The sequence below is a fragment of the Shewanella carassii genome, from assembly GCF_019670705.1.
In the GTDB taxonomy this organism is placed as follows: Bacteria; Pseudomonadota; Gammaproteobacteria; order Enterobacterales; family Shewanellaceae; genus Shewanella; species Shewanella carassii.
This window is the reverse complement of sequence record NZ_AP024618.1, coordinates 1,367,048-1,389,014: the sequence shown is the minus strand read 5'-3', so window position 1 is coordinate 1,389,014 and position 21,967 is coordinate 1,367,048. Positions and strand designations below refer to the sequence as shown.

Genomic DNA, 21,967 nt, shown 5'->3' with positions numbered 1-21,967 from the left:
GCCCGCTACTCTGGCTATCGCTGTGGCTTGGAAATACACGAAAGAAGGGGCGCAATGCGTCCCTTCTTTTTTACAAAGGATGGTAAGTTGCTTTAGACCTTGAACAGGGCCTCTACCGACAACCCCTGAGAGGACAGTATGTCACGCAGGCGTTTCAATGCCTCCACCTGAATTTGCCGCACTCTTTCACGGGTCAGGCCAATTTCCGAGCCCACATCTTCTAGAGTAGAAGGCTCATATCCCAGTAGGCCAAAGCGTCTGGCAAGCACTTCCCTTTGCTTGGTATTGAGCTCATTGAGCCACTTAACCACTGAGTTGGAAATGTCTTCTTCCTGCACTTGGGCATCTGGTGTCATATCATCATCGTCTGCCAACACATCGAGCAGGGCCTTGTCATTGTCACCGCCTATCGGGGTGTCGACCGAGGTAATCCTCTCATTCAGCTTCAGCATCTTGCTGACATCGCTGCTCGGCAGTTCCAGCTTTTCGGCTATCTCTTCGGCTGTGGGTTCATGATCCAGCTTATGGGCCAACTCCCGGGCAGTACGCAGATACACATTGAGCTCTTTCACCACATGAATAGGCAGACGTATAGTACGGGTCTGATTCATTATGGCTCGCTCTATGGTCTGGCGGATCCACCAAGTGGCGTAAGTGGAGAAACGGAAACCGCGCTCGGGGTCGAACTTCTCTACAGCACGGATCAGACCAAGATTGCCTTCTTCAATCAGATCCAAAAGCGCCAAGCCACGGTTGTTGTAACGACGGGCTATTTTGACCACGAGGCGTAAATTACTTTCGATCATGCGGTTGCGTGATTTTTCACAACCTTTGAGGGCCTTGCGCGAGAAAAAGACCTCTTCTTCCGCACTCAGCAAGGGGGAAAATCCGATTTCACTCAGATAAAGTTGGGTCGCGTCTAAGTTTTTTTGCAGGTCATCCTGAACCATTTCGGCCAGAGCTTCTTCCTTCTTTGACGCCACTTCCGTGTCGTTTACGGATAAATCTACAAGCTCTTCCACGGGTGCGCTAGCATTTTTGCGGCTCATAATATTCTCTCCCAAACCTTAACAAACTAATTTACATCGCTTTTTATCCTCCATATGCCAACTTTGGCTCCCAAACAATCAGCGTTTGGGTAAATAATTAAGTGGATTAACAGACTGACCATGGTAGCGGATCTCAAAGTGCAGCATGACCTGGTTGGTGCCTGTACTTCCCATCTTCGCAACAGTCTGCCCGGCGGACACATGCTGCTTTTCCTTGACCAAGATCTTATCGGCGTGGGCGTAAGCACTGAGATAGTCATCACTATGCTTGATAATGACGAGGTTTCCATAACCCCGCAAAGCATTACCCGCATAGACTACCCGACCATCGGCAGTGGCTTTAATAATATCGCCTCGGTTGCCGGCTATCTTGATTCCTTTATTTCCCTGCTCTTTGGCTGAGAAAGTGCCAATCACCCGGCCATTGACCGGCCATATCCAGCGACTGACTTTGTCCGGCAGCGTCGAACTCGGCTTGCGGACAACATGGTTAACATTCTGTTTACCATTGGATACAGGGTAAGCAGACTTTGGTTTGGGATCAAGTGTTTTTTTTGGCTTATTTTGCTTAGCTTGAGCAACGGCTTTTTTTTGCGTAACAGTCTGTTTCTTATATATTTTATCTTTTGGCTTTTGCGGCTTTGGTTTGGAGTTTTTACTCAAATTCACTTGCGAATTTGACTTAACATTTTTGTGACGTTCAAGAATAAGTACTTGACCCGGGTAGATGGTATAGGTTTTATCAAGCTGATTGAGCTTGGCTATCTGCGCATAGTCTTTGCCTGCTCCCCAAGCGATAGAGTAGAGGGTATCCCCCTTTCTCACCGTATAGGTATTGGAGCGAATCGAACCTCTCTCTATGGCCGGTCTTTGCACGCCATAAACAGACTCAACCGGAGCCGGACGGTGAGCCTGAAAGCTGCATCCAGAAACCAGGGTAACCAATAGCACTGAGCCAAGACGCCCAAAAAAAGACGCCTTTCGTTGTAAAAGCTGGCTGGAATGCAATGGGCTCAAGAAGACTCCTGCATGCTTTAATGGCTCTTAGGCCAAACCGCCACTGATCAAGGGAACAAACTTCACCGCTTCGATCACTTGGGAAATAAACTGCCCCCTTTCCCGGCGGATCTTCAGCAGCTGTTGATTTTCATCACCGACGGGGATCATCAATATCCCCCCCTCAGCCAACTGTTCCAGTAAGGCGGTGGGGATGTCAGAGGCTGCCGCTGTCACCATGATGGCATCGAAGGGTGCCCTGTTGGGCCAGCCTTGCCAGCCATCACCGTATTTGAAGTGGACATTATGCAGATCCAGACGCTTGAGGCGTTGCCTAGCCTGGATTTGTAAGCTTTTGATCCTCTCGACGGTAAAAAGTTCAGGTACCAACTGCGCCAGTACCGCCGCCTGATACCCGGAGCCGGTACCAATTTCAAGCACCTTGGTAGGATTATGCTCCAGTAGTAACTCGGTCATTCTCGCCACAATATAAGGCTGGGATATAGTCTGGCCCGAACCTATAGGGAGAGCAGTGTTTTCGTAAGCCTTGTGCGCCAAAGCGCCATCAAGAAACAACTCTCTGGGGGTTTGGGCCACCACCTGCAACAGACCCGGGTGACGGATCCCCGCTTCCTGCAGTTTTCTGGTTAAGTTCAGTGCCGATGTGGAGGCTACCCGGGTCATAGTTTTTCTATCCAGTGTTGCAATTGCGAAAGCTGCCGATAGGCGGTTAAATCTACAGTTAATGGGGTGATGGACACATATCCCTGAGACACAGCATAAAAATCTGTGTCTTCACCCACATCCAGTTCAATCCCGGGGGGCCCCAACCAAAATACCTCGCGGCCATGAGGATCTCTGGCTCTGACCATACCCTCAGCCTTATGGCGGGCGCCGAGCCGAGTAACCCGTATCCCCTTGATTTCATCGAGAGGCAGATCCGGCACATTGATATTGAGGATCTGATCCGAGGCAATGGGATGCTTCTTAAGCCCCATAATGATCTTCACCGCATAGGCCGCCGCAGTGTCATAATGCGTAAACTCACGCCCCACCAAAGATACGGCCACCGCCGGTAACCCCAGAAAACGCCCTTCCATCGCCGCCGCCACTGTGCCTGAATAGAGGGTATCGTCTCCCATATTGGCACCGGCATTGATCCCCGAGACTACCATGTCGGGTTCGCCTTCATAGAGTTCACGAATCGCCAGATGAACGCAATCGGTCGGCGTGCCGTTTACCGAGATGTAGCCATTGTCTAACTTATTAATCCTTAAGGGGTTCGTCAAGGTTAAAGAGTTACTGGCACCGGAGCAGTTGCGATCCGGTGCCACTGTGAGCACTTCGGCAACGGCTGACAAGGCTTCCGATAGGGCACGGATCCCAGGTGCCGTTACCCCATCATCGTTGCTGACCAAGATTTTCATGCGGGATTTCCTTCCTGAGCCGCCTGGCGCTCACGCCACAGACGTTCGGTCACATCATCATAGTCGAGCAGTTCCCGCAGCACTGAGGTTGCAAAGCTGCCCGCAGGAAGGCTGAACTCCAGCTCCAAAATGTCCGGCTCGATAAATTGGTACTTCATCCCCTCGGGACGCAGCAACAGTGGTCGCCTTTCCTGCTCGAGCCCGGCTTTTTCCAGGCCTTCACAATCGGCGCTGTATTCGGCCAGCACCTGAGTCTCAAAGGCCAAGGCATCGGCACTGCTGAGTGGCTGCCCCCTACCCCACATGGGCGCCGACAACAAAATATCTTTTTCTGCCAGCCTTTGTTGCAACACCTCATCCCAGCGCTCGGCAACAAAGAAGCTGCGGCTGCCGGCCAGCATGACACAATCACCGTCCAGACACTCAAGCCCATGGTTCGCCAGGCGCTGAGAGACCAGTTGATTGAACAATAATGAGCGCAGCGCCGACAGGTAGATAGAGCGCTTGTTTCTATCTTTCACCTTGCGCCCCTGCAACATCTGCCGCGCCATTTCTATGTTACGGCCGTTGTGGCCAAAGCGCTGTTCACCGAAATAGTTGGGTACGCCGCTCTCGGCAATCGACTCCAGCCGCTGCAATACATCTTCCGGCTGGGTTATCTGGCGCAGAACCAGTTTGAAACGGTTACCGGAAAGCGCACCAATACGCAGCTTCTTGTTATGACGCGCCGCACTCAATACCGTGATGGACTCGCTATTGAGGCTCAGCCAATCCGGCATTTCCTTGCCCGGAATTCGTACGCCGAACCACTGCTCTGTGATGGCATTCTTATCCTTCTGACCGGCAAAGGTCACCTCTTTGGGATGCACCTTGGCCAATTTGGCCAGCATCTCGGCCACCTGAACCGTATTCAGGCCATCTTTACGAATATGCAGCAGATGGTGCTCACCCTCGCCCGAGGGCAGAAAAGGCAGTATTTCCTGCACCTGAAAATCGCTGTTGCTGGTGCGCATATCGCCTTTGGAGAGCGGCTTGCCATAGAGAAAGTGTAATGAATTCATCTTATTTGAATCTTTTCCTGTAAATGAGTCGGTATTACATACCGAACATCAGCACCACGGCTTCTACCGCAATGCCTTCACTGCGGCCGGTAAAGCCGAGTTTTTCTGTCGTGGTTGCCTTGACGTTGATGGAGTCAAGATCTGTGTGCAGATCTTCGGCCAACATCTGTCGAATGGCTTCAATATGCGGCGCCATCTTGGGCGCCTGGGCAATAATGGTCACATCCAGGTTGCCGAGACGAAAGCCCTTGTCCAGTGCCAGGCGGTAACAATGACGCAGCAGCACCCGGCTGTCGGCTCCCTTGAATTCGGCCTCGGTATCGGGGAAGTGTTTACCTATGTCACCAAGCGCCATGGCGCCGAGTATCGCATCTGAAATCGCGTGCAATACCACATCACCATCCGAGTGCGCCAACAAGCCTGTGTGATACGGTACTTCCACCCCACCCAGGACCAAGGGCGGCTCACCACCGAATTTATGTACATCAAAACCGTGTCCAATACGTATATTCATTGCTTGTTCCTGTATTTAGTTGCCCCGCTGATGCGCCAGATAAAGCGCCGCCAGTGGTAAGTCGTCCGGATGGGTTACCTTGATATTGTCACTGCGGCCGCTGATAAGCGCCGGGTGTACTCCGCGCCACTCCATCGCCGAGGCTTCGTCTGTCACCAGCACACCGGCGGCCAGCGCGGCTTTCAGTGCCTCGGTCAAAGTAAGCAGTGGAAACAGCTGCGGCGTTAGCGCATGCCAGAGTGCTTCTCTGGCAACCGTTTCACTGATGCAGCCATCAATGCCGCTGCGTTTCATGGTATCGCGCACCGGCGCTGCCAGTATCGCCCCTTGTGGATATTGTTTCCGTGAAGCAAGCAGCTTATCAATGTCGCCATGGGTCAAGCAGGGTCTGGCAGCATCATGCACCAAGGCCCAGGTATTGGCAGGCAATGGCTTGTCGGCAACCAGACTCTCAAGCGCCGCCAACACAGAATCGGCGCGCTCTTTACCGCCAGTGACAGTCTCCAACTTGGGATGACTGGCCACCGCCAGTTTGCCAAAGAAGCTATCTTCCGGATTCAGCGCCACTATCACCCTTGAAATACCACTGTGGCTCAGCAAAACCTTGAGGGTTTGCTCCAAAATGCAGGAGCCAGCGAGCGGCAGATACTGCTTGGGACAGTCAGCGCCCATGCGACTGCCTATTCCCGCTGCTGGCACTATGGCAATCACTGGTTCATCACTGGGGAGCCCGGCCGCTATGGCTCGGGAGGAATTAGATTCGCTCATGGATATCCGTTATGTTGAAATTAGGCCGTTACTGATTGGCCAAAGACATAGAACGCTGTTCACCACCAACAACCCGGTAAAAGGTTTCACCCTTCTTGATTAACCCCAATTCATTGCGGGCGCGCTCTTCCAGGGCTTCGGTACCGCTGCGAAGATCGCGGATCTCCTCTTTCAATACCTGGTTACGCTCTTCGAGCTTGGCATTGCTGTCATTTTGAGCCGCTATCTGCTGCTCAAGATGAAAGTACTCCGGCAGACTGTTTTCTCCCAGCCAAAGACGATATTGCAGTAGCCCCAGCAGCAAGACGATGACAAAAAGCAGTCGTTTCATGGTGATAAATTCAGCTCATGCCCTAAAAATACGATTAGTGTTGATAGTACAACAAAAAAGGCCACCAAGTGGCGGCCTTTTGAAACTGGAGGCGAAAATTACGCCTGACCTTTGATCTCACTCAGGCCGCGGTAGGCTGCCTTGGCGCCCAGTTGCTCTTCAATACGCAGCAACTGGTTGTACTTGGCAACACGGTCAGAGCGGCACAGAGAACCTGTCTTGATCTGGCCGGCTGCGGTACCTACTGCCAAGTCGGCAATGGTCGCATCTTCAGTTTCACCTGAGCGGTGAGAGATAACGGCAGTGTAACCGGCTTCTTTGGCCATACGGATAGCGGCCAGAGTCTCTGTCAGAGAACCTATCTGGTTGAACTTGATCAGAATCGAGTTGGCAACACCCTGCTCGATACCACGAGACAGGATCTTGGTGTTGGTCACAAACAGGTCATCACCCACCAGTTGGATCTTGTCGCCGAGGATCTTGGTCTGGTAAGCCCAGCCGTCCCAGTCAGACTCATCCAAGCCATCTTCGATAGAAACGATAGGATACTGCTCAGTCAATGACTTGAGGAAGTCAGAGAAACCGTTGGAATCGAATACCTTGCCTTCACCGGCCAGGTCATACTTACCATCTTTGTAGAACTCGGAAGCGGCACAGTCCAGCGCCAGAGTCACATCAGTACCCAGTTTGTAGCCAGCAGCTTCAACGGCTTCTTTGATAACCGCCAGGGCATCGGCATTGGATGACAAGTTAGGCGCAAAACCACCTTCGTCGCCCACGGCAGTGTTCAGGCCCTTGGACTGGAGCACCTTCTTCAGGTTGTGGAAGATTTCAGCGCCCATACGCAGGGCTTCGCGGAAGCTCTTGGCACCGACTGGCTGTACCATGAATTCCTGAATGTCGACGTTGTTGTCGGCATGCTCGCCACCGTTCAAGATGTTCATCATAGGAACCGGCATGCTGTACTGGCCAGGAGTCCCGTTCAGTTCAGCGATGTGAGCGTAAAGTGGCATACCCTTGAAGGCAGCAGCGGCCTTGGCGGCAGCCAAAGACACTGCCAGAATGGCGTTGGCGCCCAGCTTGTCTTTGTTTTCGGTGCCGTCCAGCGCGATCATAATGCCATCCAGCTCGGCTTGAGCAGTGGCATCTTTACCCAGCAGAGCTTCACGGATAGGACCGTTGACATTGTCAACAGCCTTGAGCACACCTTTACCCAGATAGCGGGCCTTGTCGCCATCACGCAATTCCAGCGCTTCGCGGCTACCGGTAGAAGCGCCTGATGGAGCGGCTGCCATACCGATGAAACCACCTTCCAGATGCACTTCAGCTTCTACAGTGGGGTTACCGCGAGAATCCATGATTTCGCGTCCAATGACGTTAATGATCTTAGCCATAATGTCCTCGATTAAAGTTAAAGAAAAAACCCATACCCATCTGAGCGTTCAGCGTCTCTCATATGGGTATTGAACTCTCACTCTTTATCTCTGTTTAACGCCTGCAGAGATAAAAAAGCCGGAGCTGCCTAAACAGTCCGGCTCTTCTAGTTTAACCCAGATTACGCTTTTGGTAAGTACTGGCAGCGGCGACAAAACCTTCAAACAGAGGGTGACCGTCGCGAGGTGTTGAGGTGAATTCCGGATGGAACTGACCGGCAACAAACCAAGGATGCGCCGGGATCTCAATCATCTCCACCAGTTTGCGATCGGAAGACAAGCCGCTGAATACCAGACCAGCCTTTTCCAAACGCTCACGGAAGGCGTTGTTCACTTCGTAACGATGACGGTGACGCTCAATACAGGTGTTGCTCTTGTATGCGGCTGCGGCCTTGGTGCCTTCAATCAGATGGCAAAGCTGAGCGCCAAGACGCATGGTACCACCCAGATCAGAAGCTTCATCACGCTGCTCCAGATTACCTTCTTCATCAACCCATTCGGTGATAAGACCCACAACAGGGAAAGGTGTTTCCTTGTTGAATTCGGTAGAGTGGGCACCTTCCATGCCGGCGACATGACGGGCGAATTCAATCAGGGCAACCTGCATACCCAGACAGATACCAAAGTATGGCAGTTCGTTTTCACGGGCGTATTGAGCGGCAAGGATCTTACCTTCAACACCACGCTCACCAAAGCCGCCGGGAACCAGAATGCCATCCAGACCTTCCAGCACTTCAACGCCTTTGACTTCAACAGTCTGGGAGTCGATATACTTGATGTTCACCGAAACCCGGTTTTTGAGGCCGGCATGTTTCAGCGCTTCGTTGACTGACTTGTAGGCATCCGGCAGCTCAATATACTTGCCGACCATACCTATGGTCACTTCATTGTTTGGATTGGCTTCCTGATAAACCACGTTTTCCCATTCGGACAGATCGGCTTCAGGGCAGCTCAGGCCAAAGCGCTTGACAACCAGCTCATCCAGCCCTTGTGAGCGCAGCAGCGCCGGGATCTTGTAGATGGAATCCACGTCTTTGAGGGAGATAACCGCCCGCTCTTCAACATTACAGAACAGGGAGATTTTGGCTCGCTCTGTGGCTGGAATAGCGCGGTCGCCACGGCAAACCAGAATATCCGGCGCAATACCGATAGAACGCAGCTCTTTAACTGAATGCTGAGTCGGCTTGGTTTTCACTTCCTGAGCCGGGCCGATAAAAGGCACCAGAGTCAGATGCATAAACAAACTGCGATCGCGGCCCAGTTCAACCCCCAACTGACGGATAGACTCGAGGAAAGGCAGAGATTCGATATCACCCACAGTACCACCGATTTCAACGATGGCGACATCATGGCCTTCACCGCCTTCGAGGACTTTTTCCTTGATGGCATTGGTGATGTGCGGAATAACCTGAATAGTGGCACCCAGGTAGTCACCACGACGCTCCTTGCGCAGCACTTCCTCGTAGATACGACCTGTAGTGAAGTTGTTGCGGCGGTTCATCTTGGTACGGATGAAACGCTCATAGTGGCCCAAGTCCAGATCTGTCTCTGCGCCGTCCTCAGTGACAAATACTTCCCCGTGTTGGGTTGGGCTCATGGTTCCCGGATCAACGTTGATGTAAGGATCCAGCTTCATGATGGTTACATTCAGGCCTCTGGCCTCTAAAATTGCCGCGAGCGATGCTGCTGCAATGCCTTTACCTAGTGATGAAACAACGCCACCAGTAACGAAGATATACCTTGTAGTCATGCTGAACCTGAGAAAAAAGAATGATAAATAGGTGCTCGAATGAAAGCACCAGGACGGGGCGACAGTATATCAAAGCCCCTGCCATTTACCAAACAGGAATGACGATAATTTTTACGTGCGGATCTCATTCGCGCATTTTTAATCCAGGCTTCGCCTTCTACTGGATTTCACCGCGCTCTTCACGCTTGACCTGATCCCAATAAGCATCCAGTGCCTGCAGATCATGTTCTTCAAACGGCTTGCCGCTGGCATTGGCTTTTTGCTCGACGGCGCGAAAACGCCGCTCAAACTTGTTGTTGGCCCCTCTGAGAGCCTGCTCGGGATCCACCCCCAAGTGGCGCGCCAGATTCACCGCCGCAAACAGCAAGTCGCCCACTTCATTCTCAACCCTGGCCTTATCCGGCGTGGCTTGACGTGCTTCGTGCAACACTTCTTCAATCTCTTCCTGTACCTTGCCGACCACAGGCTCAAGCTCGGGCCAATCAAAGCCTACCCGGGCGACCCGCTTTTGGATCTTGCCCGCCCGCGCCAACGCCGGCAGCGCCTTGGGAATATCGTCCAGCACTGAGTGCAGCTCGCGCCCGGCACGCTCGGCCGCCTTGATACGCTCCCAGTTGTTCTTGGCATCCGGCGCCGAGTCAAAACTCAAGTCGGTATCGGCGGCAAACACATGGGGATGACGATTGATAAGCTTATTACATATCCGCTCAAGCACAGTGGCGAAATCAAACCAGCCCTTTTCCTTGCCAAGCTGACAATAGAACACCACCTGAAACAGCAGATCGCCAAGCTCAGAAGGTAACTCCTGCCAGTCGCGGCTCTCTATGGCGTCGGCCACTTCATAGGCTTCTTCCAGGGTGTAGGGCACTATGGAGTCAAAATCCTGCGCCCTGTCCCAGGGGCAACCCAGCTCAGGGTCCCTGAGCTTTGCCATAATCTCAAGCAATGCATTGATATCTGCCGCCACCGCCGCTACTCCTTTGTTGCTAATACGCTTACCAATCCAACGACTCTTTGATAAGTCTTAAAAAACAGCAGGACGCAACCTATGCGTCCTGTTTTAAATACCGGTCGAATACCGAACTGGCCTCAGAGCCTGCGGGCTTCTATTACCCCGTCTATCTGGGTCAGCTTGGAGATAACCCGGGATAAACCGTCGAGGTTATAAAGCTCCATCTCAAGTTCAATGGCCGCAGTCTGGTTCTTGAGATCCGATGAGGAACTCATCGCCAGCACATTGGACTTTTCCGCCGCCAGCACAGAGGTGAGATCCCGCAGCAGACCGGTTCTGTCGTTGGCCACCACTCGAATACGGATTTTGTAGCCGCCGGAGTAGTTTTCGCCCCAGACCACATCCACCACCCGCTCTGGATGAGCGCGCATCAGCTCCTTGACCTGCTCACAATCGGCTCTGTGTACCGAAATACCACGCCCCTTGGTGATAAAACCGAAAATCTCATCACCGGGCACCGGCTGACAGCAGCGCGCCAGATGGCTCATCAGATTACCGACACCATTGACCTCTATCTGGCCGCGATTGGCGCCTATGGGTTTCTGCTGACCTTTCTTGACCAGCTCTTCCACCGCCTCTTCGTCGGAAGGCTCCTGAGTTCTGAGTCGGCTCTGTACATGATTGACCACTTGGTTGAGGCGCACATCGCCACCACCTATGGCCGCCAACAGGTCATCCATGTTGGTCATGTTGAAGCGCTCAATTGCGCTGCCGACATCCTTGAGTGTCAGCCCCACCCGCGCCAGTTCGGCTTCCAGCATCTCGCGTCCGGCCACCAGGTTCTTGTCTCTGTCCTGCTGCTTAAACCAGTGTTGGATCTTGCTGCGGGCTCTGGAGGTCTTGATATAACCCAGGTTGGGGTTAAGCCAATCCCGCTTCGGATTGGGATGCTTGGAGGTGATAATTTCGATGCGCTCACCGGTTTCCACCTGGTAGGTGAACGGCACTATGCGGCCATCGACCTTAGCGCCAATACACTTGTGGCCCACCTGGGAGTGGATATAGTAGGCAAAGTCCAGCACGGTTGAGCCAGCTGGCAAGTCCACCACTTCGCCGGACGGGGTAAACACATAGACCCTGTCTTCGAAGACCTGAGCCCGGATCTCCTCCACCAGGTTGCCGCTCTCGACCACATCTTCCTGCCATTGCAAAATCTTGCGCAGCCAGTTGATCTTCTCTTCGTAGCCACTCTGTTTGCCGGAGTGATTGCCCTCTTTATATTTCCAGTGAGCCGCCACCCCGAGCTCGGCATCTTCATGCATCTGCTGGGTGCGAATTTGGATTTCGACTGTTTTGCCCTCCGGCCCCACCACCACAGTGTGAATCGACTGATAGCCGTTGGGTTTGGGGTTGGCAATATAGTCGTCAAACTCTCGGGGAATATGGTGCCAAAGGGTATGCACTACACCGAGTGCGCCGTAGCAGTCCTGCAGCCGGTCGGTGACGATTCGCACCGCACGCACATCAAACAGCTCGTCAAATTTAAGCTGCTTGCCGCGCATCTTGCGCCAGATGGAGTAGATATGTTTGGGGCGACCATAGACCTTGGCACGAATGTCTTCTTCATCCAGCCGCGTTTGCAACTGATTGACAAAGTTGTCGATAAAGACTTCACGGTCCAGGCGCTTGCCGTCCAGCTGCTTGGCAATCTCTTTATAGGTCTCGGGATGCAGATAACGAAACGAGATATCCTCCAGCTCCCACTTGAGCTGACCTATGCCCAAACGGTTGGCCAGTGGCGCGTAGATGTCGGCAATTTCCCGGGCCAGCAATACCCGGGTTTCTTCATCGTCGTTTTTCACGGCCCTAAGCAGGCATACCCGCTCGGCCAGTTTGATCACCACGGCGCGAACATCTTCCACCATGGCCAGCAACATCTTGCGGATATTGTCGATTTGCGGTTCGCTGCTGCGGCTGTCATTGCCCACCTTGAGTGCGCCTATGGCATCCATGGTCTTGACGCTGTTGACCAAGGTAGCCAACTCGGGGCCAAAGTCTTCGGTGAGCTTGGCTTCATCGACTATGCCCACCTCGAAAAACACAAATAAGATGGCCGCCTGCAGGGTTTCGATATCCATGTTGAGCGGCGCGAGGATCTCTATCATCTCCCGCGCCTTGGCCTGCAGCTCGGCTTTGGGATGCTTGCACTTACCCATAGGCAGTGCTTCCACCTTGGCTATCAGCGCCAACAAACGCCCGGCATCGGCGGAGTCGGCCACATAACGATTAACCCACTCATCCAGATTAAAATCAGGATCCTTAAAGTGTGCTTCGCGAACAGATACCATCTCACCTTCCTTTAGTGTCCGATTAACAGACTCAACAAGACTCCCTATCTTGAGCATACCCGATGGGATGTCAAACCCCCGTGAGTACCTTTATTGATAAAATTGACTCGATAGACAATAAAAGCATCAATTCCGCACAAACAAGGCCATGGCTTCGGTGTGATGGGTCTGGGGGAACATGTCCAACACAGTGAGGCGCTCTAGGCGATAACCTTGCTCGAGCAGCAACACGCTGTCCCGCGCCAGGCTCGCCGGATTGCAAGAGACATACACTACTCGCTCTGGCGCGATGTTTTTCAGATAAGAAAGCGTCTCATAGGCTCCGGCCCGGGCGGGATCCAGCAACAGTTTATCCACCTTGCCAAGCCAGGGCTCGGCCGAGAGGTCGGCGCTGAGATCGGCGCAAAAGAACTTCACACCTTCAAGCCCTGCCTGTTTGGCATTTTGTCTGGCCTGCTCAACCATGGCGGGCACGCCCTCGACACCTGTGACCCTAACGCCGCTGGCCGCCAGCGGTAGGCTGAAGTTACCCATGCCGCAGAAGAGATCCAGTATGTGCTCGCCGTCCTTGGGTTGCAGCCAATCTATGGCCTTGGCCACCATGGCGCGGTTTACTTCACCATTGACCTGAATAAAATTCCCCGGATTAAACTGAAGCGTCAGCTCTTTGCCATCAACGCCGGGCAAGCGGTAGCTTGGCTGATTGCCCGTAAGGTACTCACACTTGCCCTGATTGTCCTGCAGCACCAACTGCAATCCTTGCTGCTCGGCAAAGGCCTTGAGCTTTTCCTTGTCTTTATTCACCAGTGACCGAGTGATACGCAGCACAGCATAACGACCGGCTTCGGTTTCAATCAGCTCCACATGACCAAGCTGAGCCACGCCCTGCAGGTGAGCTAGTTGCGCCGCCAACGGCTTTATCAGTTCCGACAACGAAGCCGCCAATACAGGACACTCGCCAATGGCCACCACCTTGCTGCTGGACTTGGCCCTGAACCCAAGGGTGAATTCGCGACTTTGTTTGTCATACCAGGTCGCCAGTCTGGCCTTGCGTCTATAATGCCAAGGGGCAGATACCAGTTCATCAATAACGGGTAATTCGGATAGACCCGAGAGTTTAGCAAACAGCTCGGCTAATGCTCGCTGCTTATGCTGCCGCTGGCTCAAATCTGACAGATGTTGCAGATCGCAACCACCGCAAAGCGCATAATGGGGGCATTGGGGCTCGACTCGTTCAGGAGAGGTCTGGCTGATACGGATGAGTTTGCCCCTGGCATAGTTCTTTTTTTGTTCGGTGAGCTGCACCTCGGCGCTCTCACCAGGCAACAAGCCGGGAATAAACACTACCTTGCCCTGATATTGACCGATCCCGGCACCCTGATGATCCAATCCGGAAGCCGTGAGTGACAGTTTTGCGGAGACTTTCTTGGATCTGTTTGGTTTTTCTCTAAAAAATTGTGCCATCTAGGCCCCTGAAACAATAAAAAACTGGCAAAGACGCCGGGATATCTGGCAGTCTATCTATAGCCGTAAAACAAACTATCTGGAATACCTATACCGCCCATGAACAGTGCGAATAACATGACCAAGTACAGCCTCAGATCCTGGGTGCTGGTATTGGCCCTGGCCCCTACCATTTTGGTCGGTATTCTTCTGGGCAGTTACTTTACCATAAATCGCTTTTATGAGCTTGAAGATACGCTCATAGAACAGGGCAGCAATATCATAGAGCCGCTGGCTATCGCCAGTGAGGTAGGCCTGGCCGCCAATAACCGCGAGGCCACCAAACGCCTACTCGCCGCGGCTCAGCTCAACAAGTCGACCTTGGTGAAATCCATCGCCATCTTCGATGCCGACAACCAGCTGTTTGTCACCTCCCACTATCACAAAGACTTTGAGATCATGCGCTACAAGGGCGCCATCTCGGATCTGGCCCGCACCGAATACGATCAAGTAGGTGACAGTCTGGTATTGAGAGCGCCGATTTTCGCCGCTGGCAGCCTGCTGGCGGTAGACGATGCTCCCGGCGCCAATGAGAAACCTCTGGGTTATATCTCTTTGCTGCTCAACAAGGAAAAGGCGCTGCTGGAACAGCACAGAGCCGCGGTGGCGGCTTTTATCATAGTGCTGATTGGGGTGCAGCTGAATCTGCTGTTTACCTTCCGTCTGGTTAAGAATGTGACTCAGCCAATCACAGACATGGTGCGGGTGGTGGCCAAAATCCGTGAGGGTAAGCTGGATACCCGATTAAAGGGTAACCTTATCGGTGAGCTGGATCTGCTCAAACGGGGGATCAACGCCATGGCGGGCTCCCTATCTGAATATCATGAGGAAATGCAGCAGAATATCGATCAGGCGACCTCAGATCTCAGGGAAACCCTGGAGCAGATTGAGATCCAAAACGTCGAACTGGACTTGGCCAAGAAACGAGCATTGGAAGCCAGTCGGATAAAATCCGAGTTTTTGGCCAACATGTCCCACGAACTGAGAACGCCGCTCAATGGCGTGATAGGTTTTGCCCGTCAGCTACTGAAAACGCCGCTACATGCCAGTCAGATGGAATATATCCGCACCATTGAACGCAGCGCCAACAACCTGCTCAGCATCATCAACGATATTCTCGACTTCTCCAAGTTGGAAGCCGGGAAGATGGTGCTGGAAACTATGCCGTTCGCCCTCAGGGAAACCCTGGATGACACCCTAATGCTGCTCGCCGGCTCCGCCCATGAAAAAGGGCTGGAACTTGTGGTGGATGTGGCCCCTCAAGTGCCGGATGCCGTCAGCGGCGACGCCATGCGGGTCAGTCAGATCATCACCAATCTGGTGGGCAATGCCATCAAGTTTACCGATCAGGGTAGCGTGCTGCTAAAAGTGGATATCAGCGATCTTAAAGAGGACAAACTGCTATTACACTGTGAGGTGTCAGATACGGGTATCGGCATTGAGGAGAGTCAGCAGGAACTGCTATTCCAGGCGTTCGGCCAGGCCGATTCATCTATCTCCCGCCGCTTCGGCGGTACCGGCCTTGGGCTGGTGATCACCAAGCGTCTCATTAACCAGATGGGAGGTAAGATAGGCTTCAGTTCCCGAGTGGGCAAAGGCTCCACCTTCTGGTTTACCCTGCCGCTGATGACCAGCCAGTTCCCGATAGGTGAGCCGCTGCCACTGGAGCAGCTCAGAGGCAAGACGGTATTACTGTTTGAACCCAGACCCTTGACCCGCTCTGTGCTCAACCGCCGCTTGTTACATTGGCAGATGCAGGTCAACAGTGTTCACACTGTGCCACAATTGGAAGCCGAACTTGCCCTGGACAAGGCGCATTTCGACTATGTGCTGCTCGGCTGTCACGGCTTCGATGGCCCGACTCAGTTGCAGGCAGTGCTCAAAAGTGCCAGACAAGTGACCGAGGCCCTTATTGCGCTGTTCGACTGTCATGATCAAGAGGCACTGGAGCGCTATATTCGCCCTGTTGTAGACCTTGTTCTGAGCATTCCTGCCAGCGAATACCTGATGGCACGCAACATGATTTATCTGCCACAGGAATCTGAACTCAAGCCCGCCCTGCCTAAACTGGTCGAGCCGCAGCAGCGCCACAAGCTCAATGTGCTGGCAGTGGATGATAACCCGGCCAACCTCAAGCTGATTGACACCCTGCTTGATGAACTGGTCACTGGGGTGACCACAGCCAGTAATGGCGAGCAGGCAGTGAATCTGGCCAAACAGCGCAGCTTTGATTTGATCTTTATGGATATCCAGATGCCGGGAACCGATGGCATTACCGCCACCCGGCTCATTCGTCAGGACTCGTTGAACCGCAATACCCCTATCATTGCGGTAACCGCCCACGCCATCAATGAGGAGCGCGAGCGGATCCTCAATAGCGGCATGGATGGCTACCTGCCTAAGCCTATCGATGAAGCCGCACTGAAAGGAGTGATCAGTCGCTGGCTCACCCGGCCCAAGTTTACCCATTTTGACCAGCACACCCTCAACTGGGAGCTGTGTCTGACCCAGGCCAATCAGAAACAGGATCTGGCGCTGGATATGCTCAGAATGCTAATTGACTCCATGCCGGACACCACCAGCGACATCCAGGAATCGCTGGAGCAGGATGACGCCGCCAAAATGCAGTCCTGTGTCCACAAACTGCACGGTGCCTGTTGCTACTGCGGCGTACCGACATTGCAAAAACTCTGTCAAACCGTGGAAGGCGGTCTCAAACAAGGCAGCAGCATTGCCGAGCTGGAGCCAGAAATACTGGAGTTACTTGATGAGTTAACTAAGGTAGAATCTGCGGCGAAACAAGTGATATCCCAACTTTCGATGGATTTAACCGATGACAACTAAACCGGGCTTCTTTAAACGCCTAAAGGCGCTGGAACTGCCACAAAAGAAACTCTTTGCCGTGGCGCTGTGCCAGCGTATGTACCCCAACTACCAACTGTTTTCCGAGGTGTGTGAATTCGGCGATCCTCAGGTATTGGATACAGTGCTCAACCTGCTGTGGCAGTCTTTATATGACCGCAAACTCAAGCTGAACCTTGAGCTGCAGATGGCAAAACTGGAAGAAAACACCCCGGAGCCGACCCAATTCGATGCCTATGGAGTCTACCCGGCGATGGATGCCGTCGTGGCACTCAGCTCCCTGCTGAGCGCACTAGAAAGCAAGGTGGAAGACGACATCACCAATATCTCCAAGCTATCATCCGGTACCGTGGCCCACTATATTGAAGCCATAGCCGATCCCGAATTGGATGGTGAAGCATTGGACGATTTTGTCTTCAGCCATGAAGTGATGCAGGAAGAGCGCGAGTTGCAGGCATCCTTGCTGGAAATAATCGAAGAAAACCCGCAGATAACCGCGGAGTTTGTCAAAGCACTGCGCAAAGAAATCGTCATGAACGGCGTATCCAACATAGGGATCAGCGCTCAATAAGATGCGTAAGCTGGTTTATCGTGGCTATATCCTTAGCAATACCGACGGCCTCACCGACAGCTGGACCCTGACCATAGGCCAGACCAGCCGTACCGGCTCTTTGTTTGAGTTAAGAAGGCAGATCAATTTCTTTGAAGAGTTGGGGATATTGCCACAGCCGAAAATTGCTGCCGCAACAGACACCGAAACAGCTGCCAACAAACCACTGCAGACCGGGAGCCAAAAGGCTCAAACGGCTTCCCGCAAAGCTACAGATGGAAAAGCCACTGAAGGAAAAACCAAAGAGAGAAAAGCGGGAAAAGGCGGCGCAGGGGAAAAAATCGCCAACAAAGGCTCACAGCGAAAAAACACTTCCCCCAAAGGCCGTAAGTCATAGCAAGGACGGGGAAATCGTCCGTCACGCTATTATCCTACCCAAGCGACTCCCAAGAGACACAGCCGCAGTACTTCTTTCTGCATAAAGGTCAGCCAAAAGGCCACACAGATGTGGCCTTTTGATTTATCAAATCCAGGTTTAACAGCCCAGTCCTAGACTTAACTACTCAGCAGCTCACGGGCATTGGCCAGAGTATTGCTGGTGATGGTATCGCCGCCAAGCAGTCGAGCCAGCTCCTGTACCCGCTGCTCTTTATCCAGCGCCACCATAGAGGTTTCGGTACCACTGCCCTTGGCATGTTTAGCAACAAACATATGCTGATGGCCGTTACCTGCCACCTGCGGCAGATGAGTCACACACAATACCTGGGTCGATTCTCCCAGGGTGCGCAACATGCGGCCCACCACGGCAGCCGTTGGTCCGGAAATCCCCACGTCCACCTCGTCAAAAATCAGTGTCGGGGTGGCCACCTTACGGGCGGTTATCACCTGAATACCCAGGCCGATCCGGGAAAGCTCGCCCCCCGAGGCCACCTTGGCCAGACTCTGCAAAGGCTGCCCTGGGTTGGTGGTCACCAGAAACTCCACCCTGTCACTGCCGTTGACCGACATCTGCTCAGGGCTGAATTCCACCGCTATGCTGAACTTGCCCTTGGGCATATTGAGTTCATGGATGGAAGCCGTGACCAACTTGTCCAACTCTTTGGCATAGCGGCTGCGGCTCTGACTGAGTTTTTGCGCCTGGGTCAGGTAATTCTGTTTGCTAGCTTCCAATTGCTGCTCTATCTCTTCGAGCTTCTGCTCATCTGAGTCGAGGCTCCCCAGTTCGGCCAGCAACTGCTGATGGTGTTGATACAACTCTGAGGGCATCACCTGATGCTTGCGCGCCAGTTGCATCGCCTTGGAAAGTCGCGCCTCCAGCATGGCAAAGTGTTCTGGGTCCAACTCAAGCTTGTCCAGATAGCGCTGCAGCTCGCTGCTGCTTTCCTGCACCTGGATCAGGGCATCGTTGAGCATGCCGCCGACATTGGCCAGCTCAGAGTCGACACTCTCCAGCTCGGCACTGATATGCACTGCCCGGTTCAGCAATGACTCTATGTTGGCCTCTTCGCCCTCACTGAGCAGCATCAAGGCCAACTGACAGGACTCGATCAGCGCCGTACTGTTAGCCAGACGCTTGTGCTCCTGCTCTATCTCGGCAAATTCATGCTCCCCGAGGGCAAAGTCGTTGAGTTCTTCCACCTGATAACTGAGTAACTGCTTACGGGCAATTCTCTCCTGCTGCGACAGCACCAGTTGCCGCAGTTCCTGCTCGATTTGGCGATAACGCTGATAGGCACTGCTGACACTATCGAGCAACAGCTTATGATTGGCATAGCTGTCCAGCAGGTAAAGTTGCTGCTCTGTCTTGAGCATGGCGTGATGAGCATGCTGGCCGTGGATCCCCACCAGCAAGGGCCCCAAAGCCTTGAGCTGAGTCAGCGGCACAGGGTTACCATTGATATAGGCGCGGGAACGGCCATCGCTGCCAATGGTGCGCCTGAGAATACATTCATCTTCGAGTTCGAGATCATTATCTTCCAGCCAACGCTTGGCCAGAGGGACATCCGCCAGGGAGAAACGGGCACTAACTTCTGTCTTGCTGGCACCGGGGCGTACACTGGCGGCATCGGCCCGGTTGCCGAGACAAAGCCCCAGGGCATCGATGGCAATGGATTTACCCGCCCCGGTCTCGCCGGTAATACTGGTCATTCCCGGACGGAAGTCCAGCTCCAGAAAACGCACTATGGCAAAGTTATTGATGCTGAGTTGGCAAAGCATAATGAATTCCCAAAACACTGTATTGATAAACAGTATATACTGATTTTTTATACAGTAAATATCTGTCGATTAATTATTCCCTGTGTTGTTCCCTAGACTGCCCATGCCGCTATCAAAGGCAAACTGATAAAGGTGATCAGCGTCCCCACTAATATCCCCTGGGCACTGACCCCGGCCTTGGTGTCATAACGCTGCGCCAGTAAGTATACACTCGCTGCCGTAGGCAGGGCCGCAAGAATAACCCCCATCTGCAGATTGGTGCCGCTGATCCCCATGGCTTTCAATAATAGATAAGCCAGCAGAGGTTGCAGTAGCAGCTTGCAGGCGTTGATGCCAAAGAGCTCAGCCAACTGCCAAGGCCCAGGTAAGCGGGTGGCGCCGCGAACCCGGGTCGCCTTGGCCAACACCATACCTATGGCAAACAGGGCACAGGGGCTGGAGGTGGCGCCTATCTGACTTATCATCATCGCTATCCCATCCGGCAGAGCCATACCGGAAGCCGAGACAGCAACGCCCAGGGCGCTGCCGATAACAATCGGGTTTTTCGCCAGCGCTTCAACAATAATCAACAAGGGATGCGCCTTATTTTCTGTATCTCTGGCGAGCTCCAGCGACACCAGGGCGATGGCAAACATCACCACAGACAACAGGCTGGCAATGGCCGCCGCAGCCAGCGCCAACTGGTTTCCCGGGTAGACTATCATCATCATGGGGATGCCGATAAAGGCGGTATTGCCGAAGGTGGCATTCAAGGCGCGAATCGCCCCTACCCCCTGACCGGCCCTGAAACAACCGGAAATCAGCAGCACCAGCAGATAGGTCAGCATCATTGCCACACTGAAACCGATGATGAAATGCCACTGGAAGATCTCCTCGAAAGAAGTTCTTGCCAGCACTATCATCATAATGGCCGGAAAAGCTATGTAATAAACATATTGGTTGAGGGCGGCGTCCGTACCATCCGGCAGGATTTTGCTTTTCTGTACCAGTGAACCTGCGAGCATAATGCCAAACACAGAGATCAGCGGAGTAATGATTCCAGTCATACTTCTTCCATTTTGCTGACTTTGGCTGTCGTACTCCCGCCGGGGATCTGCGAAAATGGCGGGGAATTCTGTATCTTGCCTGCCCTTATCAGTACAGCTAAGTAAGTTCGGCAGAGACGCCGACAAGTTACCACAGCCGTTTTCTGCCAGCCATTGCGCTATGGTCGTAGACATCGGCAGACAAGCGTTTTAAACATATCCTTGGCACATTGAGGAACAGCAATGAGTGACAATCAGGCTCCCGAACTGCAACTGCTCTACTTGTTTGTACATCTGGTCAATGCTGGCAGTTTCTCCCAGGCCGCCAAAGTACTGAATATGCCGGTGGCCACCGTCAGCCGCAAACTAGCCAAGCTGGAATCTGTGCTGGATAAACAACTGCTGATGCGAACCACCCGCAAACTGAGGTTGACCGAAGAGGGACTGGAGTTGTTCCAACGCTATCAGCAACTGATAGCTCAGTTTGATGCCCTGGCCAGCGGCACCTGCGCCGACAAGCCCGAAGGCACCCTGAGAATTGCCGCTCCCATCTCGATTATCTCTATGATATTCATCGAGACACTGAACGAATTTTGCGAGTGCTACCCGGATATCAAGCTGCATATCGCTCAAAGTAACGAGGTGGTGGATCTCATCGATAAAGGCATAGATGTTGCCATAGTCGGCGGCACCCAGCCTGACTCCTCCTGGGTTTCCTGCTCTCTTGGAGTATTGGATTATCGCCTGGTGGCTTCCCCCGGGTATCTTCGAAAGGCGCCGGTATTCAATCATCCGCAGCAGCTCAGTCAACATAAGGTGATCAAGGTCTGGCCTCTGTTCAACTGGTCGCTGCGCCATCCCGATGGCGATGCCTTCTATTATGACGGCCCGGCCAACCTAACCCTGACGGATCTCCACGGTGCCATCCGTGCAACCTTGAATGACGGCGGGATTCTTTACGGCCCTGAGCTCTTTTGCAAACAGGAGTTGAAAGACGGGCGGCTACAGGTATTGCTGCCGGAGTGGAAAGGAGAAAAACGGCGTATCTCCCTGCTCTATCATCAACGCAGCCAGCAACCACTCAAGGTAAAGCTCTTTATCGAGTTCATGCAGCAGCGCGCCCCTGCGCTATTTTCCATGGACTGAAACACAAAAAAGCCCGCGATGCGGGCTTTTCTTCG

At 53.2% G+C, this 21,967-nt stretch carries 19 protein-coding genes; 4 read left to right on the top strand and 15 right to left on the bottom strand.

The window, feature by feature from the left end:
* Nucleotides 1-92 precede the first annotated feature (92 nt).
* The 13 genes from rpoS to rlmD all read right to left on the bottom strand — a co-directional run bounded on the left by rpoS (nucleotide 93) and on the right by rlmD (nucleotide 14,093).
* Nucleotides 93-1,049 (bottom strand): RNA polymerase sigma factor RpoS, encoded by a 957-nt coding sequence (gene rpoS / locus K5621_RS06360; protein WP_100141915.1) that lies wholly within the window; start codon nucleotides 1,047-1,049, stop codon nucleotides 93-95.
* 78 nt (nucleotides 1,050-1,127) lie between these two features.
* On the bottom strand, nucleotides 1,128-2,000 hold the full coding sequence (locus K5621_RS06355; protein ID WP_425332468.1) for a peptidoglycan DD-metalloendopeptidase family protein: 873 nt from the start codon (nucleotides 1,998-2,000) through the stop codon (nucleotides 1,128-1,130).
* Between the two features lie 93 nt (nucleotides 2,001-2,093).
* Nucleotides 2,094-2,729 (bottom strand): protein-L-isoaspartate(D-aspartate) O-methyltransferase, encoded by a 636-nt coding sequence (locus K5621_RS06350; RefSeq protein ID WP_100141916.1) that lies wholly within the window; start codon nucleotides 2,727-2,729, stop codon nucleotides 2,094-2,096.
* A complete protein-coding gene (gene surE / locus K5621_RS06345) occupies nucleotides 2,726-3,472 on the bottom strand; it encodes a 5'/3'-nucleotidase SurE (protein ID WP_039033732.1) in 747 nt (248 codons plus the stop codon). The genes K5621_RS06350 and surE overlap by 4 nt, the downstream gene beginning before the upstream one ends.
* Nucleotides 3,469-4,533 (bottom strand): tRNA pseudouridine(13) synthase TruD, encoded by a 1,065-nt coding sequence (gene truD / locus K5621_RS06340; protein ID WP_221050730.1) that lies wholly within the window; start codon nucleotides 4,531-4,533, stop codon nucleotides 3,469-3,471. Before truD ends, surE begins: the two co-directional genes overlap by 4 nt.
* A 34-nt stretch (nucleotides 4,534-4,567) precedes the next feature.
* Nucleotides 4,568-5,047, bottom strand: a complete 480-nt coding sequence (ispF, locus tag K5621_RS06335) for a 2-C-methyl-D-erythritol 2,4-cyclodiphosphate synthase (RefSeq protein ID WP_221050729.1) — start codon at nucleotides 5,045-5,047, stop codon at nucleotides 4,568-4,570.
* 15 nt (nucleotides 5,048-5,062) lie between these two features.
* Entirely contained in the window at nucleotides 5,063-5,815 is a 753-nt protein-coding gene (ispD, locus tag K5621_RS06330) for a 2-C-methyl-D-erythritol 4-phosphate cytidylyltransferase (RefSeq protein WP_221050728.1), read from the bottom strand.
* A gap of 28 nt (nucleotides 5,816-5,843) precedes the next feature.
* The gene (ftsB, locus tag K5621_RS06325) at nucleotides 5,844-6,146 is read right to left on the bottom strand and encodes a cell division protein FtsB (RefSeq protein WP_100141920.1); all 303 of its coding nucleotides are present in this window, start codon (nucleotides 6,144-6,146) and stop codon (nucleotides 5,844-5,846) included.
* 98 nt (nucleotides 6,147-6,244) lie between these two features.
* Nucleotides 6,245-7,540 (bottom strand): phosphopyruvate hydratase, encoded by a 1,296-nt coding sequence (gene eno / locus K5621_RS06320; RefSeq protein WP_039033728.1) that lies wholly within the window; start codon nucleotides 7,538-7,540, stop codon nucleotides 6,245-6,247.
* 151 nt (nucleotides 7,541-7,691) lie between these two features.
* Nucleotides 7,692-9,329: a CTP synthase gene (locus K5621_RS06315; protein WP_221050727.1), complete on the bottom strand. Its 1,638-nt coding sequence runs from the start codon at nucleotides 9,327-9,329 to the stop codon at nucleotides 7,692-7,694.
* A gap of 157 nt (nucleotides 9,330-9,486) precedes the next feature.
* Complete coding sequence (gene mazG, locus K5621_RS06310) at nucleotides 9,487-10,296, bottom strand: nucleoside triphosphate pyrophosphohydrolase (protein ID WP_280638585.1); 810 nt, start codon at nucleotides 10,294-10,296, stop codon at nucleotides 9,487-9,489.
* Nucleotides 10,297-10,418: 122 nt separating this feature from the next.
* On the bottom strand, nucleotides 10,419-12,629 hold the full coding sequence (gene relA / locus K5621_RS06305; RefSeq protein WP_221050726.1) for a GTP diphosphokinase: 2,211 nt from the start codon (nucleotides 12,627-12,629) through the stop codon (nucleotides 10,419-10,421).
* Nucleotides 12,630-12,755: 126 nt separating this feature from the next.
* On the bottom strand, nucleotides 12,756-14,093 hold the full coding sequence (gene rlmD / locus K5621_RS06300) for a 23S rRNA (uracil(1939)-C(5))-methyltransferase RlmD (protein ID WP_221050725.1): 1,338 nt from the start codon (nucleotides 14,091-14,093) through the stop codon (nucleotides 12,756-12,758).
* Nucleotides 14,094-14,192: 99 nt separating this feature from the next.
* Here rlmD and barA point away from each other — a divergent pair, with 99 nt between their 5' ends.
* Genes barA through K5621_RS20125 form a run of 3 tightly spaced genes read left to right on the top strand, consistent with a single transcriptional unit; the run spans nucleotide 14,193 to nucleotide 17,941 of the window.
* A complete protein-coding gene (gene barA / locus K5621_RS06295; RefSeq protein ID WP_221050724.1) occupies nucleotides 14,193-16,976 on the top strand; it encodes a two-component sensor histidine kinase BarA in 2,784 nt (927 codons plus the stop codon).
* Complete coding sequence (locus tag K5621_RS06290; protein WP_221050723.1) at nucleotides 16,966-17,565, top strand: YjaG family protein; 600 nt, start codon at nucleotides 16,966-16,968, stop codon at nucleotides 17,563-17,565. The genes barA and K5621_RS06290 overlap by 11 nt, the downstream gene beginning before the upstream one ends.
* A gap of 1 nt (nucleotide 17,566) precedes the next feature.
* Entirely contained in the window at nucleotides 17,567-17,941 is a 375-nt protein-coding gene (locus K5621_RS20125) for a DUF3319 domain-containing protein (protein WP_221050722.1), read from the top strand.
* 158 nt (nucleotides 17,942-18,099) lie between these two features.
* Here K5621_RS20125 and recN read toward each other — a convergent pair whose 3' ends face one another.
* Both recN and K5621_RS06275 read right to left on the bottom strand, forming a co-directional pair.
* Entirely contained in the window at nucleotides 18,100-19,761 is a 1,662-nt protein-coding gene (recN, locus tag K5621_RS06280) for a DNA repair protein RecN (protein WP_100141959.1), read from the bottom strand.
* Between the two features lie 92 nt (nucleotides 19,762-19,853).
* A complete protein-coding gene (locus K5621_RS06275; protein WP_100141960.1) occupies nucleotides 19,854-20,807 on the bottom strand; it encodes an AEC family transporter in 954 nt (317 codons plus the stop codon).
* 222 nt (nucleotides 20,808-21,029) lie between these two features.
* Between K5621_RS06275 and K5621_RS06270 the strand changes: the two genes are divergently transcribed.
* Complete coding sequence (locus tag K5621_RS06270) at nucleotides 21,030-21,932, top strand: LysR family transcriptional regulator (protein WP_039033736.1); 903 nt, start codon at nucleotides 21,030-21,032, stop codon at nucleotides 21,930-21,932.
* Nucleotides 21,933-21,967 lie beyond the last annotated feature (35 nt).

Coding starts and splice junctions, on each gene's coding strand:
- ispD (WP_221050728.1), bottom strand. CDS start 5,815: ATGAGCGAATCTAATTCCTCCCGAGCCATAGCGGCCGGGCTCCCCAGT.
- recN (WP_100141959.1), bottom strand. CDS start 19,761: ATGCTTTGCCAACTCAGCATCAATAACTTTGCCATAGTGCGTTTTCTG.
- truD (WP_221050730.1), bottom strand. CDS start 4,533: ATGAATTCATTACACTTTCTCTATGGCAAGCCGCTCTCCAAAGGCGAT.
- rlmD (WP_221050725.1), bottom strand. CDS start 14,093: ATGGCACAATTTTTTAGAGAAAAACCAAACAGATCCAAGAAAGTCTCC.
- ispF (WP_221050729.1), bottom strand. CDS start 5,047: ATGAATATACGTATTGGACACGGTTTTGATGTACATAAATTCGGTGGT.
- barA (WP_221050724.1), top strand. CDS start 14,193: ATGAACAGTGCGAATAACATGACCAAGTACAGCCTCAGATCCTGGGTG.
- K5621_RS06270 (WP_039033736.1), top strand. CDS start 21,030: ATGAGTGACAATCAGGCTCCCGAACTGCAACTGCTCTACTTGTTTGTA.
- K5621_RS06290 (WP_221050723.1), top strand. CDS start 16,966: ATGACAACTAAACCGGGCTTCTTTAAACGCCTAAAGGCGCTGGAACTG.
- rpoS (WP_100141915.1), bottom strand. CDS start 1,049: ATGAGCCGCAAAAATGCTAGCGCACCCGTGGAAGAGCTTGTAGATTTA.
- K5621_RS06275 (WP_100141960.1), bottom strand. CDS start 20,807: ATGACTGGAATCATTACTCCGCTGATCTCTGTGTTTGGCATTATGCTC.
- surE (WP_039033732.1), bottom strand. CDS start 3,472: ATGAAAATCTTGGTCAGCAACGATGATGGGGTAACGGCACCTGGGATC.
- eno (WP_039033728.1), bottom strand. CDS start 7,540: ATGGCTAAGATCATTAACGTCATTGGACGCGAAATCATGGATTCTCGC.
- relA (WP_221050726.1), bottom strand. CDS start 12,629: ATGGTATCTGTTCGCGAAGCACACTTTAAGGATCCTGATTTTAATCTG.
- K5621_RS06350 (WP_100141916.1), bottom strand. CDS start 2,729: ATGACCCGGGTAGCCTCCACATCGGCACTGAACTTAACCAGAAAACTG.
- K5621_RS06315 (WP_221050727.1), bottom strand. CDS start 9,329: ATGACTACAAGGTATATCTTCGTTACTGGTGGCGTTGTTTCATCACTA.
- K5621_RS20125 (WP_221050722.1), top strand. CDS start 17,567: ATGCGTAAGCTGGTTTATCGTGGCTATATCCTTAGCAATACCGACGGC.
- ftsB (WP_100141920.1), bottom strand. CDS start 6,146: ATGAAACGACTGCTTTTTGTCATCGTCTTGCTGCTGGGGCTACTGCAA.